At 51.8% G+C, this 14,635-nt stretch carries 14 protein-coding genes and 1 tRNA gene; 14 read left to right on the top strand and 1 reads right to left on the bottom strand.

Annotation, left to right across the window (positions count from 1 at the left end; all coding sequences use genetic code 11):
* Positions 1-697 precede the first annotated feature (697 nt).
* Positions 698-771: transfer RNA gene (locus tag ACKI3C_RS12920), tRNA-Asp, on the bottom strand.
* A 145-nt stretch (positions 772-916) separates the two neighbouring features.
* On the opposite strand from ACKI3C_RS12920, the gene ACKI3C_RS12915 reads away from it, so the two are divergent.
* The 14 genes from ACKI3C_RS12915 to ACKI3C_RS12850 all read left to right on the top strand — a co-directional run bounded on the left by ACKI3C_RS12915 (position 917) and on the right by ACKI3C_RS12850 (position 14,464).
* Positions 917-1,354, top strand: coding sequence for a type II 3-dehydroquinate dehydratase (locus tag ACKI3C_RS12915; protein WP_407405727.1), 438 nt, complete (start codon positions 917-919; stop codon positions 1,352-1,354).
* Positions 1,354-2,049: an O-methyltransferase gene (locus ACKI3C_RS12910; protein ID WP_407405729.1), complete on the top strand. Its 696-nt coding sequence runs from the start codon at positions 1,354-1,356 to the stop codon at positions 2,047-2,049. Before ACKI3C_RS12915 ends, ACKI3C_RS12910 begins: the two co-directional genes overlap by 1 nt.
* 180 nt (positions 2,050-2,229) lie before the next feature.
* Positions 2,230-3,465, top strand: coding sequence for a DNA cytosine methyltransferase (locus ACKI3C_RS12905; protein WP_407405725.1), 1,236 nt, complete (start codon positions 2,230-2,232; stop codon positions 3,463-3,465).
* Positions 3,462-4,190, top strand: coding sequence for a hypothetical protein (locus ACKI3C_RS12900; RefSeq protein WP_407405723.1), 729 nt, complete (start codon positions 3,462-3,464; stop codon positions 4,188-4,190). The genes ACKI3C_RS12905 and ACKI3C_RS12900 overlap by 4 nt, the downstream gene beginning before the upstream one ends.
* A gap of 105 nt (positions 4,191-4,295) precedes the next feature.
* Positions 4,296-4,637 carry a 30S ribosome-binding factor RbfA gene (gene rbfA / locus ACKI3C_RS12895; RefSeq protein ID WP_407405721.1) on the top strand — a complete coding sequence of 114 codons (342 nt, stop codon included), beginning with the start codon at positions 4,296-4,298 and terminating at the stop codon, positions 4,635-4,637.
* A gap of 104 nt (positions 4,638-4,741) precedes the next feature.
* On the top strand, positions 4,742-5,968 hold the full coding sequence (locus ACKI3C_RS12890) for an ABC transporter permease (protein WP_407405719.1): 1,227 nt from the start codon (positions 4,742-4,744) through the stop codon (positions 5,966-5,968).
* Positions 5,969-6,192: 224 nt separating this feature from the next.
* Complete coding sequence (gene sufB, locus ACKI3C_RS12885; RefSeq protein ID WP_407405717.1) at positions 6,193-7,656, top strand: Fe-S cluster assembly protein SufB; 1,464 nt, start codon at positions 6,193-6,195, stop codon at positions 7,654-7,656.
* A 51-nt stretch (positions 7,657-7,707) separates the two neighbouring features.
* The gene (locus tag ACKI3C_RS12880) at positions 7,708-8,085 is read left to right on the top strand and encodes a GxxExxY protein (RefSeq protein WP_407405715.1); all 378 of its coding nucleotides are present in this window, start codon (positions 7,708-7,710) and stop codon (positions 8,083-8,085) included.
* Between the two features lie 105 nt (positions 8,086-8,190).
* Positions 8,191-8,946, top strand: coding sequence for a Fe-S cluster assembly ATPase SufC (sufC, locus tag ACKI3C_RS12875; protein WP_407405713.1), 756 nt, complete (start codon positions 8,191-8,193; stop codon positions 8,944-8,946).
* Positions 8,947-8,948: 2 nt separating this feature from the next.
* Entirely contained in the window at positions 8,949-10,298 is a 1,350-nt protein-coding gene (gene sufD / locus ACKI3C_RS12870; protein ID WP_407405711.1) for a Fe-S cluster assembly protein SufD, read from the top strand.
* Positions 10,299-10,366: 68 nt separating this feature from the next.
* The gene (locus tag ACKI3C_RS12865; RefSeq protein ID WP_407405709.1) at positions 10,367-11,575 is read left to right on the top strand and encodes an aminotransferase class V-fold PLP-dependent enzyme; all 1,209 of its coding nucleotides are present in this window, start codon (positions 10,367-10,369) and stop codon (positions 11,573-11,575) included.
* 3 nt (positions 11,576-11,578) lie between these two features.
* On the top strand, positions 11,579-12,511 hold the full coding sequence (locus ACKI3C_RS12860; RefSeq protein WP_407405707.1) for a GYF domain-containing protein: 933 nt from the start codon (positions 11,579-11,581) through the stop codon (positions 12,509-12,511).
* A 229-nt stretch (positions 12,512-12,740) separates the two neighbouring features.
* Positions 12,741-13,433 carry an iron-sulfur cluster assembly scaffold protein gene (locus tag ACKI3C_RS12855; protein WP_407405705.1) on the top strand — a complete coding sequence of 231 codons (693 nt, stop codon included), beginning with the start codon at positions 12,741-12,743 and terminating at the stop codon, positions 13,431-13,433.
* A 17-nt stretch (positions 13,434-13,450) separates the two neighbouring features.
* A complete protein-coding gene (locus ACKI3C_RS12850; protein WP_407405703.1) occupies positions 13,451-14,464 on the top strand; it encodes a GGGtGRT protein in 1,014 nt (337 codons plus the stop codon).
* Positions 14,465-14,635: the final 171 nt, after the last annotated feature.

Here is a 14,635-nt window from a genome sequence, read left to right as displayed (position 1 = left end):
ATTTTAGATTATCATTGTGTCAGGATTTGTGCTATATTGAGCGAGTATATGGGTTCATATATGAACGAAAGATAGTGCAAATCACGCCAATGAGAAGCAAAATATTTTCATTTGTTTTAATGGACTTTCTGGGTTCAAGGTAGCGGTCTTCAACCGCGATTTTGTCACACTCCCCCCCCCACCGGCCGTCGTTTCACTCCCTTCGGTGGGGGTTATGTGCTCAAAGCAAGCTTTGTGCGTGTCGGCTTTCAGCCTCTCGTTGTTAATATATTTTCAATGAAAAAATCAGTGAGTTCAGTGAGATCCGCGCGGGGAGTTCCATTGCTGAATAGTTACCTTGACGGGATTAAACAGATATTTTATGTTAATTTTCAGTGTATTTCAAGCGCAGCGCCTCTACCCATACACGAACTAAACACTGACTACCTCAAAGAAAAGGCGCTTCGCATGAAATCAACTAAAAATTAACTAAAAATTATTTTCTTCGTCAACACCCTCTTGTTACACAAAAGTATTAGTAGCAGTATTCCTAATGACGTTTTTGGTTTTTGGGCTTTTCTTCTCTTACACAGCGTTTTTTCTGTTTTTGCTCTTTTCCCCATCATTTTAGGCATAAAACCCTGATCTAATACTCCGCGGGAGATTCATGCGGTATATGCAACAAAAAAGCCTTGAAGCGATCTCCAAGACTTTTAAGCGGTGTGTACAGGACTCGAACCAGCGACCTCCTGCGTGACAGGCAGGCATTCTAACCAACTGAACTAACACACCATGTTTTGCATCGGTTTTCCCGATTGCGAGTGCAAAGGTAATACATTTTTTTCATTCACGCCAAATATTTTTGCAACTTTTTTTGATTTTACCCTGTTTTTTGTGCTAAAATGAGTAACTTTGCACTATAAAACGAGGAAAAACAATGAAAATTTCTATTATCAACGGCCCCAACCTCAACCTGGTGGGTGTGCGCGAACCCGAGATATATGGCAACATGTCGATGGATAGTTACCTCAAGCAGCTTGTGGAGAAATACCCGCAGGTGGAGTTTGAACTGTTCCAGAGCAACCACGAGGGGTCTATTATCGATGAGATCCAGCGCGTGGGATTTAACGTGGACGGCATCGTGATCAACGCCGGAGCCTACACACATTATTCTATTGCGATAGGCGACGCGCTCAAGGCGGTGACTGCGCCTGCTATCGAGGTGCACATCAGCAACGTGCAGGCACGCGAGCCCTACCGCCATGTGTCTATGATCAAAGACTCGTGCCGATGCGTGATCGCCGGCTACGGCCTCGACAGTTACCGACGTGCCGTGGATGCGATAATCACCGGCAACTTCACCGCCGAGCAATGATGGACGAGCGACTAGAACAATATGTGCTCTCGCACATCGATGCCGAGCCCGAGAACCTGCACCAGCTGGACCGCGACACGCACCTGCGCCTGCTCTACTCGCGCATGTGCTCGGGCCACCTGCAGGGCCGCCTGCTCAAGATGCTGGTGCGCATGATCAACCCGCGGCAGGTGCTCGAGCTGGGCACTTATAGCGGTTACTCGGCGCTGTGCATGGCCGAGGGGCTGCTGCGCGACGAGGCGTGTGTGCACACCATTGAGATAGAAGACGAGCTTGAGGACTTCCTGCGCGAGCACTTCTCACAATCGCCAGTGGGGCACAAGGTGCACCTGCACATAGGCGATGCCACGCAGGTGCTTGCCGGCATCGAGGGTGACTTTGACCTCGCGTTTATCGACGCCAACAAGCGCGACTATGTGGAGTACTACAACATGGTGCTGCCACGCATCACCCCTGGCGGATACATCATCGCCGACAACACGCTGTGGGACGGCAAGGTGGTGGACTGGGGCAAGCGCCTCGACGCCCAGACAGCAGGCATCCTGGCATTTAACGACCTCGTTGCCAGCGACCCGCAGGTGGAAGTGGTGATCATCCCCCTGCGCGACGGACTCACCATCATAAGGAAGAAAAACGATTTAGAAAGCATAACTACTTCTTGTTTTACAGATGTTGAGATCTCAACTAATAACTAAAGATATTTTTATAAAACTTTGATATTTTATCGTTTTTGCTTAACTTTGCATAATGTGTTAAGGTCAATTTGTTGAATGGAGCGCATAGATGTGATAACTTAAGATCCCTGACAAGTCAAAGCAATAAGGCTCATCTGGCAGGAAGGAAACGAAGAGACTAATTGAAAATCCGCAGTTGTAATGATAACAAAAGAACAAATATTAAACATTCTAAATTATCCCACAAAAACAAAAACCGAAATTGTTGGAGGTAAGAGAGTAACTGTTAATGTTTATGACGAGGAGTCTCACTACAACCGTTTGGCTATGATTTCACATTTTCTCCATAACACAGACTTACTTAAAGGAGAAGAAAGAGAAATCGCCATAGAATTCATGCGAGATCACATGACAACCATTCACCCCGAAGGAGAGAAAGAAAATACTGGTATGGCATGTGAAAACGCAGTCCAATATAGTATTTTTCAAGAACTTTTTGATGTACCATTCCCGTCTCCCAAAAATCCAAAGTTCACTTTTATTGACCTCTTTGCGGGTATTGGAGGAATTCGCATTCCTTTTGGAGAGCTTGAGGGTAAATGTGTATTCTCTTCAGAATGGGACAAGGCTGCTCAAATCACTTATACTAGCAATTTTGGTGAAATTCCATTTGGAGACATCACGAAGATAAATGCCGACTTTATTCCTCACCATGACATTTTACTGGCAGGGTTTCCATGTCAAGCATTCTCCATTATGGGCAAAATGAAAGGGTTTGACGACACTCGAGGCACTATGTTTTTTGAGGTTGCAAGGATTCTTGATTATCATCACCCCAAAGCAATTCTTCTTGAAAATGTCAAACAGCTTGTATCACATGATGGTGGCAAAACGTTCAAGATTATATTAGAAACCTTAGCTACTCTGGGCTACCATGTTAAATGGAAAGTGTTAAACGCTCTTGATTTTGGATTGCCACAAAAAAGAGAACGTGTAATCATTGTAGGTTTTTTAGATGAATCCGCTGTCAACAATTTTTCTTTTGATTTTGAAAAGCAACCGTATAGTTTGGAAAGCATCCTTGAGCCAGAAGAAAATATAGAGCGTTCCTTAATTGCTTCTGATGAAATACAGGCAAAACGACAAAGACGCGTTCAAGGAAAAAAAGTATTTTACCCCTCTATATGGCACGAGAACAAGAGCGGTAATATCTCCGTATTACCCTATGCTTGCGCTTTGCGGACAGGAGCTTCCTATAATTATTTGTTAGTTAACGGCTACCGCCGTCCGTCATCAAGGGAATTATTAAGGTTGCAAGGATTCCCTGACAATTACAATATAGTGGTATCACATTCAGAAATTCGCAGACAAACAGGAAATTCGGTTGCAGTTCCTATGATTAGGGCGGTTGCCAGCAAAATAATTCAATTAATATGAAACAACCAAAATTAAGAGATTCACGAAATCTGATGTCAGAGCTTTACCCTCTGGGACAGGTTCCACAAGACATGCTCACAAAGATTGCTGCAGGTATTGTTTACCGTGTACATACTGGTCGAAAAGATATAACGGGTGATGATTGGGGTGATATCCTCGCATACGCTGTGGACGGAACACATTATGCAAAACCCATAGGGATTACCGATTTGGCCACTGACACAACAGCATGGTCGGCAAAGACTGTCAAAGCAAACAACCCACTAACCATTGTAAACGTGCGATTAATAAGCGGAAGAAATTCTCCCGACTTTTCTTATGGTATTGAGGATCCACATGATGATGTCCAAAAAACAGGCGATGCAGTTCTTGGGATTTGGAATGGTCGTGTAGATATTGCCCAAGCTCACCATCCCAGAATTCGTGTTAATGTCTTGATTCGAAATTATGACTTGACTGAATTTGTGATGTTTGAAGAGTTTCTTGAGCATTTCCGCATTAGCGATTATATATGGAAAGAAAACGATCATGGTAATTTAGAAGGATTTCATAAGCGTACGGGAGAAAAGTGTTTCACATGGCAACCTCATGGCTCTCAGTTCACGATTCACTCTGTCGTGCCTGATGACGCAATTAAGTTTAGAGTGAAGCATCCTCCACTATTGACTCAAGATGTAGCACTTGGAAACATCGGTTTTGATGAGTCATGGATTGAAATTCTGTAAAACAGGGGACTTGTGATGAATATTGAAAGGCACAAATGAAATATTTTTTTTACCTTTGCAATCTAAATCAAATTCAACAATTTCATTTAACACTAAGATACGATTTTGGAAAGTACCAGATTACAAAAGATTGCACGTCTCGTGCAGAAAGAATTGAGTGAGATATTCCGTCTCGAAACCGCCAAGATGGGTGGCGTGCTGGTGAGTGTGAGCTCTGTGCGCGTGTCGCCCGACCTGAGCATTGCCCGCGTGCACCTGAGCATCTTCCCCAGCGAGCGCGCCGAGGAACTCATCAAGAACATCAACGCCAACGAGAAGAAAATTCGCCACGAGTTGTCGCAGCGCGTGCGCTACCAGCTGCGCAAGTGCCCCGAACTCACATTCTTCATCGACGACTCGCTCGACTACATCGAGCACATCGACTCACTACTTCACCCCGAGAAATAAGTTGAGAGTTGAGAGGGAAGAGTTGAGAGGGAAGAGTTGAGAGGGAAACCTTTAAACTTTTAAACCCTTAAACTTTTAAACATTTAAACTTTTACAAAAAAACAATGAACTGGACGCTCACGGTCGCATGGCGCTATCTCGTGTCGAAGAAGACACACAATGCGGTCAACATCATCTCCATCATCAGTGTGCTGGGTGTGATGGTGACCACGGCTGCGCTCGTGTGCGTGTTGAGCGTGTTCAACGGTTTCCGCGGCATGATCATGGGCCGCCTCGCAATGCTCGACCCCGAGATTGCCGTGACCTACACCACGGGCAAAGCCATGCCTAGCGGCGACAGCGTGGTCAGCGCTGTGTCGGCGGTGGCAGGTGTGGCGTCGGCAATGCCTGTGGTCGAAGACCAGGCTCTTGCCATCTTTGCCGACTACCAGATGCCGGTGCGCCTCAAGGGCGTGCCCGACACCTATGCCCAGCTCAACGACATGCACCACCTCATCGTCGATGGCGAGTTCTTGCTGCACGATGCGGTGTCGCCCTATGCCGTGCTCGGCGTGGGGCCTGCACTGTCGCTGCATGCACGCCCGGGCTACTTGCGCATGATGCAACTCTACGCGCCACAACGACAGGGACGGGTCAACCTTGCCAACCCCATGGGGTCGTTCCGCACCGACTCGGTGTTTGTCTCGGGAGTGTTCCAACTGCAGCAGAACAACTACGACGCCGACCTCATCTACGTGCCGCTCGACATGGCCCGCAAACTCTTTGACTACCCCACCGAAGCCACCCAGATCGAAGTGAAACTTGCCCCTGGTGCCGACGAGGAAAGCGTGATGCGCTCCATCAAGGACACACTGGGCGAAAGCTATACCGTGAAAAACCGACTCATGCAGCAAGCCATGGCCTACAAGATGATCAACGTGGAGAAATGGATGGGTTTCCTGCTCTTGGCGTTCATCCTTGTCATCGCCACATTCAACGTCATCAGCACCCTCACGCTGCTCATCATTGAGAAAGACCGCAGCATCGCCACCTTCTTGAGCATGGGAGCCAGCGGCAGCCAGGTGACACGCATCTTCGTCACCGAGGGGTGGCTCATCTCGCTCGTGGGCGCAGTGAGCGGCATCGTGCTGGGACTTGTACTTTGCCTGTGCCAGCAGCAGTTCGGCTGGCTCACACTCAATGCCGACCCCGCCAGCCTGGTGGTCAATGCCTATCCCGTCGAGGTGATATGGAGCGACATCATCATCGTCTTCCTCCTCGTCGCCGCCGTGGGACTCTTCACCTCGCTGGTCACATCACTCACCATGCGCCGCCGCCTCGCCACAAGATAACCACGCCACAACAACGGGGAGATATTTACATGTTTGCAACTTAATTGGTTGCAAATTTACTTCATAACCCCAATGCACCATATTGAGATTTTTTCCAAGCACTTTTGACTTTAGACCTTTTGACTTTAGGTCTTTCGTTTTTTCGCCTTTCGCCTTTCGTCATTCGTGAAAAAATCGTATCTTTGCAAGTTGAATTATTGTCTATAGACAACAGCAATTTTGCAATGAAAGAAGAACAAAATAAAAAAGATGCTGAAAAGCATATCATAAACCAAGCGGCAAGCGAGGAATACAAGTATGGCTTTGTGACCGACATCGAGACCAATGTCATACCTAAGGGCCTGAACGAGGACGTGGTGCGTCAGATCTCGGCACTCAAGAACGAGCCCGAGTGGCTGCTCGACATGCGTCTCAAGGCCTATGCCCACTGGCTCACCCTCAAGCAGCCCACGTGGGGGCACATCGACATGCCCGAGATAGACTTCCAGGACATCAGCTACTATGCGGCACCGCGCAAGCAGGCGGCCGAGGGAAATGGCGAGATCGACCCCGAGCTCAAACGCACGTTTGACAAGCTGGGCATACCCCTCGAGGAGCAGATGCGCCTGAGCGGCATGGCCGTTGACGCCGTGATGGACAGCGTGAGCGTGCACACCACCTACCGCGAGAAGCTCGCCGAGCTGGGCGTGATATTCTGCTCCATCAGTGAGGCAGTGAAGGACTACCCCGACCTCATCAAGAAATACCTGGGCAAAGTGGTGCCCTACACCGACAACTTCTATGCGGCACTCAACACGGCAGTGTTCAGCGACGGCTCGTTCGTTTACATCCCCAAGGGCGTGCGCTGCCCCATGGAGCTATCGACCTACTTCCGCATCAACGCGGCGCAGACGGGCCAGTTTGAGCGCACCCTCATCGTGGCCGACGACGACAGCTATGTATCTTATCTCGAGGGCTGCACCGCACCCATGCGCGACGAGAACCAGCTGCACGCCGCCATCGTGGAGATCATCGTCGAGGACCGTGCCGAGGTGAAGTATAGCACCGTGCAGAACTGGTATCCCGGCGACAAAGACGGCAAGGGCGGCATCTACAACCTCGTGACCAAGCGAGGACTGTGCCGCGGCGACCACAGCAAGCTGTCGTGGACACAAGTGGAGACCGGCAGCGCCATCACATGGAAATATCCCAGCTGCATTCTCAAGGGCGACCACTCGGTGGGCGAGTTCTACAGCGTAGCACTCACCCGCAACTACCAGCAGGCCGACACCGGCACCAAGATGATTCACCTGGGCCGCAACTCCAGCAGCACCATCGTGAGCAAGGGCATCAGCGCCGGCCACAGCCAGAACAGCTACCGAGGCCTGGTGAAAATCGCCCCGCAGGCCACCGGCTGCCGCAACTACACCCAGTGCGACAGCCTCTTGCTGAGCGACACCAGCGGTGCGCACACCTTCCCAGTGATTGAGGTGGACAACGACTCGTCGGTAGTGGAACACGAGGCAACAACCAGCAAGATCAACGAGGACCAGATATTCTACTGCAACCAGCGAGGCATCAGCACCGAGGACGCCGTGGGACTCATCGTCAACGGATATGCCAAGGAGGTGATGGCAAAACTCCCCATGGAGTTTGCCGTCGAAGCCCAGAAACTCCTCAGCGTATCACTCGAAGGCTCAATAGGATAACAATTTTTTCCGGAACAATTTTAGACATAAGAACAAAAGTTTTTTATTGTTATGAACAACGAAGAATTAATATCGAAAATCATAGACTGTGCCGTGACTGTGCGTCGAGCACTTGCTCCTGGTTTTTTAGAAAAGGTGTATGAAAATGCTTTATTAATCGAGTTGAAACATAACGGAATTAACGTCACTTCTCAACAACCTATTTCAGTAAAATACCGAGATGTAATCGTAGGTGAGTATGTTGCTGATTTAATTGTAGAAGAAGCTGTTGTAGTTGAAATAAAAGCTGTTAGGACATTAAACGTTGCGCATGAAGCACAGCTTGTAAACTATCTTACTATTACTGGCATAGATAGCGGCTTGCTAATCAATTTCGGCAATGAGAACAAGATTGAAATAAAACGGAAGTATCGTTTATATAAATCATAAAACCTTATGTTCTTTTGTTCTTATGTCTAATTAAATATAAAACCTTATGTTCTTTTGTTCTTATGTCTAATTAAATATAATAACTTCTGTCTAAAAGAAAGATATATGTTACAGATAAAAGATCTTCATGCCTCTATCGAAGGCAAGGAAATATTGAAGGGAGTTAATCTCACCGTCAACCCTGGCGAGGTGCATGCCATCATGGGGCCTAACGGCTCGGGCAAGAGCACACTCAGCAATGTGCTCACAGGACACCCTGCCTACACAGTGACCGGCGGCGAGGTGACCTTTGGCGGCAAAGACTTGCTCGCCCTCTCGCCCGAGGACCGCGCTCACGAGGGGCTGTTCCTCAGCTTCCAGTACCCCGTGGAGATTCCCGGCGTGTCGATGGTCAACTTCATGCGCGCCGCCATCAACGAGAAGCGCAAGTACTTCGGTCAGGACCCGTTGAGCGCCAGCGACTTCCTTAAACTCATGCGCGAGAAACGTGCCATCGTGGAACTTGACAACAAGCTCGCGTCGCGCGCTGTCAACGAGGGTTTCTCGGGAGGCGAGAAAAAGCGCAACGAGATTTTCCAGATGGCAATGCTCGAGCCCAAGCTCAGCATCCTCGACGAGACCGACAGCGGCCTCGACATCGATGCGCTGCGCATCGTGGCTAGCGGCGTGAACACCCTCAAGAGCGAGGACAACGCCACCATCGTCATCACCCACTACCAGCGACTGCTCGACTACATCAAGCCCGACTTCGTGCACGTGCTCTACAAGGGACGCATCGTCATGAGCGCAGGCCCCGAACTGGCTCTCGAACTCGAGGAAAAGGGATATGACTGGATCAAGGCTCAAATCGACAACGAGTGACTATGAACGCATTACAACAATACATAGACCTGTTTAACGACAACCGCAAGGTCATCGAGGCTGGTTCGCCTGCCGTGCTCAATGCACAGCGCAACGCTGCGCTTGCCGCCCTCCACGGTGCACGCTTGCCGCGCAAGGGCAGCGAGGACTACGAAGCGACCGACCTTGAGGCAGTGTTTGCGCCCGACTACGGCATGAACCTCACCCGCATCGCCTTCGGCGGCGACGCTACCGAGAGTTTCCGCTGCGACGTGCCCAACATGAGCACTTGCCTCTACACCTGCTTCAACGACGTGATCGTGCCAGGCCCTAACGCCATGCGCAATGCCGGAGGCATGGTCGTGGAGACATTCAAGGAGGCAGCCACCCGCCATCCCGAGGTGCTTACCCGCTACGGCTCGCTGGCACAGCTCGACGACCCCACCGTGGCTCTCAACACCCTGCTGGCACAGGACGGACTGCTCGTGTATGTGCCCCGCGGCGTGGTTACCGAGCGCCCGTTGCAGCTGGTCAACATCTTCAACACCACCCAGCCCCTCATGGCAGTGCGCCGCGTGCTTGTGGTGCTCGAGGACGGTGCCAGCGCACGCATGCTCGTGTGCGACCACACCCAGAGCAAAGACGTCAATTTCCTGTCGAGCCAGGTGGTAGAGATTATCGCTGGCGAGGACTCCACGTTTGACTACTACGACCTCGAGGAGAGCACCCCGCTGACGCACCGCGTGTCCACCATCTACGCACGTCAGGCTCGTGGCAGCAACGTGCTCATCGACGGCATCACGCTCACTAACGGCTTCACCCGCAACAACTACCGTGTCACAGTCGATGGCGAGCATGCCGAGACTACACTGCTGGGCATGACCGTGGCAGGCGACGAGCAGCATGTCGATACCCACACGCTCATCAGCCACAACGCCGGCCTGTGCCGCAGCAACGAGATGTTCAAGTATGTGCTGGGCGACAAGGCCGTGGGCGCGTTTGCAGGCAAGATTCTCATCAAGGAAGGCTGTCCGCGCGTGGAAGCCTATCAGGGCAACCGCAACCTGTGCGCATCGCCCCAGGCACGCATGTACACCAAGCCGCAGCTCGAGATTTATACCGACGACGTCAAGGCGTCGCACGGCACCACCATAGGCCAGCTCGACCAGGAAGCGCTCTACTACATGCGCACCCGCGGCATCAGCGAGGCCGAGGCACGGCGGCTACTCATGCAAGCCTTCATGAGCGACGTCATCGACGGCGTGCGGCTCGACGTGCTCCGCGACCGCCTGCACTACCTCGTGGAGAAGCGGTTCAACGGCACACTAGCCTCATGCTCATCGTGCGCCGAGGAGTGCATGGTAAAGGGTTAACAGCCTAAAACTATAAAGGCTATAAAAGCTATAAAGGCTATAAAAGGCTATAAAGGCTATAAAAAACTATGGATATAGAAAAAATAAGGAAAGATTTCCCGCTGCTGTGCCGTGACATCGACGGCAAACCTCTGGTTTACCTCGACAATGCCGCCACATCACAGACACCACAGTGCGTGATTGACGCGATCACCAGCATGTACACCCTCCACAAGGCCAACGTGCACCGCGGCGTGCACACCCTGTCGCAGGAGGCAACCGACATGCAAGAGGCATCGCGGGAGAAGGTGCGTGCGTTCCTTAACGCATCATCCACTCAAGAGATTATCTTCACGCGCGGCACCACCGAGGGCATCAACCTCGTGGCATCATCGATGGGCGAGACGATGTTTAACGGCGATGAAATCATTGTCACCGAGATGGAGCACCACAGCAACATCGTGCCCTGGCAGCTGCTGGGCCAGCGCAAGCGCATCAGGCTGCGCGTGGTACCAGTCAAGGACGACGGAGAGCTCGACATTGAGGCCTACGAGGACCTGTTCACCGAGAGCACCCGCTTTGTCTCCATTGCCCACATGAGCAATGTGCTGGGAACCATCAACCCCGTGAAGCAGATGATTGAGATTGCCCACCGCCACGATGTGCCCGTGCTCATCGACGGCGCGCAGGCCGCGCCTCACATGCCGGTTGACGTGCAGGAGCTCGACTGCGACTTCTACGCCCTCTCGGCCCACAAGATGTATGGCCCCACTGGCGTGGGCGTGCTCTACGGCAAGAAACACTGGCTCGAGCGCATGACCCCCTACCAAGGCGGCGGCGAGATGATCTCCACAGTGTCGTTCAAGAACACCACCTGGGCCGAGCTGCCTTTCAAGTTTGAGGCTGGCACGCCCGACTTTGTGGGCATTGCGGCCCTGGGCACCGCCATCGACTACATTAACTCGCTGGGCATGGATGCCATCGCTGCGCGCGAGCAAGAACTGCTCGGCTATGCCACCGCACGCTTGCAGGAAGTGCCTGGCATGCACATCTATGGCACCGCACCGCACAAGGGCGCTGTGATCTCGTTCCTAGTCAACGACATCAACAGCTACGACATGGGGCTGCTGCTCGACAAGCTGGGATTTGCCGTGCGCACAGGACATCACTGCGCGCAGCCGCTCATGGCACGCTACGGCGTCACCGGCATGGTGAGGGCTTCGCTGTCGTTCTACAACACCCGCGACGAGATCGACCGGCTCGCCGAGGCCATTAAACGCGTGAGCATGATGTTTTAAACATTGAAAACCACAACCCTCATGGAGCAATACTACGTTTTTCTCAACAACAGCGAGCAGGGGCCCTACACCCTCGGGCAGCTGGAAGAAATGGGCATCACCCCCGACACCGACGTGTGGACCCAGGGCATGGACGACTGGAAACCCGCAGGCGACCTCGCCGAGTTTACCGAGCTGCTGCAACGCCTTGAGTTCAAGCGTCACATGAGCACCCCAGGCGCACCGCCCCACCGTGCCGTTCCCATAGCCCGTCCCGTCCCGGCGGCAGTGCAGGAAGCGCCTCTGCCCGAGCCACGAACATTCGGCACACCGGTGCCACACAAGAAAAAAAGCTGCTTCTCATCGTGCTTCTCGGTGGGACTCATCGCCACCATCGCCGTCGTGGCAATCCTGCTGGGCGTGATGTGCGCCACCGTGCCATCGCGAGACGACCACGTGGATGCTATCAGGCAAGTCTCCAACGAGTGGATAGGCACCAAGGTGCACGAGATGGGGCTGGGCAGCATACTGGGAGGCGTGGTCAAGATGGCAGGAAGTGCCACCACCGACATCGTTATCGAGCACATGTTCACCTACGAGGACCACATCATCTATTCAGTGGGGCGCATCGACTACGGCCAGGGGAACCCCGTCGTGTCGCTAGGCATGCTGGGGCATGTGTTCACATTCTCCAAGGAAGACCTGGGCAAGGCCATCGACAAGGCAATGCAAGACAACATGTCCAAAATCGGCGAGATGGTGACAGTGCCCAGCATCACCACCAAGTCCAATGAGCCACAGGAACCCGAAGATCCCGACCTCCAGCCCGTGCAGGCAGTGACAGGCGAGAACGACACCCCCATCAACGAGCTTTACGACACCGTCATCGACCAAGTCAAGGACGAAGCAATCAAAGTCACCAAAGACTGGCTCAAGAAACAAATCGATGACCTATAGCCTTGATAGTTTTTATAGCCGCTATAGCCCATGTAGCCGCTATAGAAAACTATAGGAAACTATAGATAACTATAAAAACTATAAAACTATAAAAATCACACTATTTTCTATTTTATAAGGTGTAGATTGCACTAATGTGAAGAAAAATTTGTAACTTTACGCAGTTAAATACGCTTTGTTAACAACAAAACTCATATTTATTCATTATCATATTAATTACTAACTAATTATGATTTATTCACACGAAGTACAAAACATGTGCTGTGTAGCAAAGGGCGCTAATCACCCTTCTGCACCGATTCCTGAAGAAGGAAAGTGGGTACGTTCAAAAGAAATCAAAGACGTTTCTGGTCTTACTCACGGTATTGGCTGGTGTGCACCCCAACAGGGCGCTTGCAAGCTCACTCTCAACGTTAAGGAAGGTATTATCCAAGAGGCTCTCGTCGAGACTATTGGTTGCTCTGGTATGACTCACTCTGCTGCTATGGCTAGCGAGATTCTCCCCGGCAAGACTATCCTTGAGGCTCTTAACACCGACCTCGTGTGCGACGCTATCAACACCGCTATGCGCGAGCTCTTCCTGCAGATTGTCTATGGCCGCACACAGAGCGCTTTCTCTGAGGGTGGTCTCGTTATCGGTGCTTCTCTCGAAGACCTCGGCAAGGGTCTCCGCAGCCAGGTAGGTACCATGTTCGGTACTCTCGCCAAGGGTCCCCGCTACCTCGAGATGGCCGAGGGCTACTGCACTCGCATGGCTCTCGACGAGAACAACGAGGTTATCGGTTACGAGTTCCTGCACCTCGGCAAGTTCACCGATGCTCTCAAGAAGGGCAAAACTCCCGAAGAGGCTCTCGAGGCTGCCAAGGGTAGCTATGGCCGCTTCGCCGACGCTGCTAAGTACATTGATCCACGTAACGAATAATAAAGGAGGAATACATTATGGCAATTAGAGAAGTAAAATTCGAATCGCAAGACCGTCGAATCAACAAGATTATCGCTGTTCTCAACGAGAACGGTATCAAGGACATTGAGGAGGCTAACGCAATCTGCGAAGAGGCCGGTATCGATCCTTACCTCACTTGTGAGGAAACCCAGCCCATCTGCTTCGAGAACGCTAAGTGGGCTTACGTGTGCGGTAGCGCTATCGCTATCAAGAAGGGCTGCAAGAACGCTGCCGACGCTGCCGAGGCTATCGGTCTGGGTCTCCAGGCATTCTGTATCCCCGGTTCAGTAGCCGACGACCGCAAGGTGGGTCTGGGCCACGGCAACCTCGCTGCTCGTCTGCTCCGCGAGGAGACCAAGTGCTTCGCATTCCTCGCCGGCCACGAGTCATTCGCTGCTGCTGAGGGCGCTATCAAGATCGCTGCTAAGGCCGACGCAGTGCGCAAGGAACCCCTGCGCGTTATCCTCAACGGTCTGGGCAAAGACGCTGCTAAGATCATCTCTCGCATCAACGGTTTCACATACGTGCAGACCGAGTTTGACTACGCTACTGGCGAACTCAAAATCGTAGCCGAGACTCCTTACAGCAACGGTCCCCGCGCCAAGGTTAAATGCTACGGCGCCGACGACGTGCGTGAGGGCGTTAAGATCCTGTGGCACGAAGACGTGGACGTATCAATCACTGGTAACTCTACCAACCCCACCCGCTTCCAGCACCCCGTTGCTGGCACCTACAAGAAGGAGCGCGTGCTCGCAGGCAAGCCCTACTTCAGCGTAGCTTCAGGTGGTGGTACAGGCCGCACACTGCACCCCGATAACATGGCTGCAGGTCCCGCTTCTTACGGTATGACCGATACTCTGGGCCGCATGCACAGCGACGCTCAGTTCGCAGGTTCTTCATCAGTTCCCGCTCACGTGGAGATGATGGGCTTCCTCGGCATCGGCAACAACCCCATGGTAGGCTGCACCGTAGCTTGCGCCGTTGACGTAGCTCAGGCACTCAACAAGTAAGAACAACACTTACAACCCCCTTATAACACGACTCCTGCTCCACCCCCGGGGCAGGAGTTTTTTTTGGTTTTAGGGGAGACTAGGTTCTCTAGATGCTATAAATGCTATAGATGCTATAGATGCTATAGATGCTATAGGTGCTATAGGCCTGTCAAAATAATCAAAAAAAAT

It is taken from the genome of Sodaliphilus sp., from assembly GCF_045598405.1.
GTDB classification, from domain to species: domain Bacteria; phylum Bacteroidota; class Bacteroidia; order Bacteroidales; family Muribaculaceae; genus Sodaliphilus; species Sodaliphilus limicaballi.
The sequence above is the reverse complement of the archived record's forward strand: the minus strand, read 5'-3'. Positions and strand labels throughout refer to the sequence as shown.

What these genes read in the sequence shown, in the direction of transcription:
- ACKI3C_RS12915 (WP_407405727.1), top strand. Translation starts at nt 917, where the DNA reads ATGAAAATTTCTATTATCAACGGCCCCAACCTCAACCTGGTGGGTGTG.
- ACKI3C_RS12910 (WP_407405729.1), top strand. Translation starts at nt 1,354, where the DNA reads ATGGACGAGCGACTAGAACAATATGTGCTCTCGCACATCGATGCCGAG.
- ACKI3C_RS12905 (WP_407405725.1), top strand. Translation starts at nt 2,230, where the DNA reads ATGATAACAAAAGAACAAATATTAAACATTCTAAATTATCCCACAAAA.
- ACKI3C_RS12900 (WP_407405723.1), top strand. Translation starts at nt 3,462, where the DNA reads ATGAAACAACCAAAATTAAGAGATTCACGAAATCTGATGTCAGAGCTT.
- ACKI3C_RS12890 (WP_407405719.1), top strand. Translation starts at nt 4,742, where the DNA reads ATGAACTGGACGCTCACGGTCGCATGGCGCTATCTCGTGTCGAAGAAG.
- sufB (WP_407405717.1), top strand. Translation starts at nt 6,193, where the DNA reads ATGAAAGAAGAACAAAATAAAAAAGATGCTGAAAAGCATATCATAAAC.
- ACKI3C_RS12880 (WP_407405715.1), top strand. Translation starts at nt 7,708, where the DNA reads ATGAACAACGAAGAATTAATATCGAAAATCATAGACTGTGCCGTGACT.
- sufC (WP_407405713.1), top strand. Translation starts at nt 8,191, where the DNA reads ATGTTACAGATAAAAGATCTTCATGCCTCTATCGAAGGCAAGGAAATA.
- sufD (WP_407405711.1), top strand. Translation starts at nt 8,949, where the DNA reads ATGAACGCATTACAACAATACATAGACCTGTTTAACGACAACCGCAAG.
- ACKI3C_RS12865 (WP_407405709.1), top strand. Translation starts at nt 10,367, where the DNA reads ATGGATATAGAAAAAATAAGGAAAGATTTCCCGCTGCTGTGCCGTGAC.
- ACKI3C_RS12855 (WP_407405705.1), top strand. Translation starts at nt 12,741, where the DNA reads ATGATTTATTCACACGAAGTACAAAACATGTGCTGTGTAGCAAAGGGC.
- ACKI3C_RS12850 (WP_407405703.1), top strand. Translation starts at nt 13,451, where the DNA reads ATGGCAATTAGAGAAGTAAAATTCGAATCGCAAGACCGTCGAATCAAC.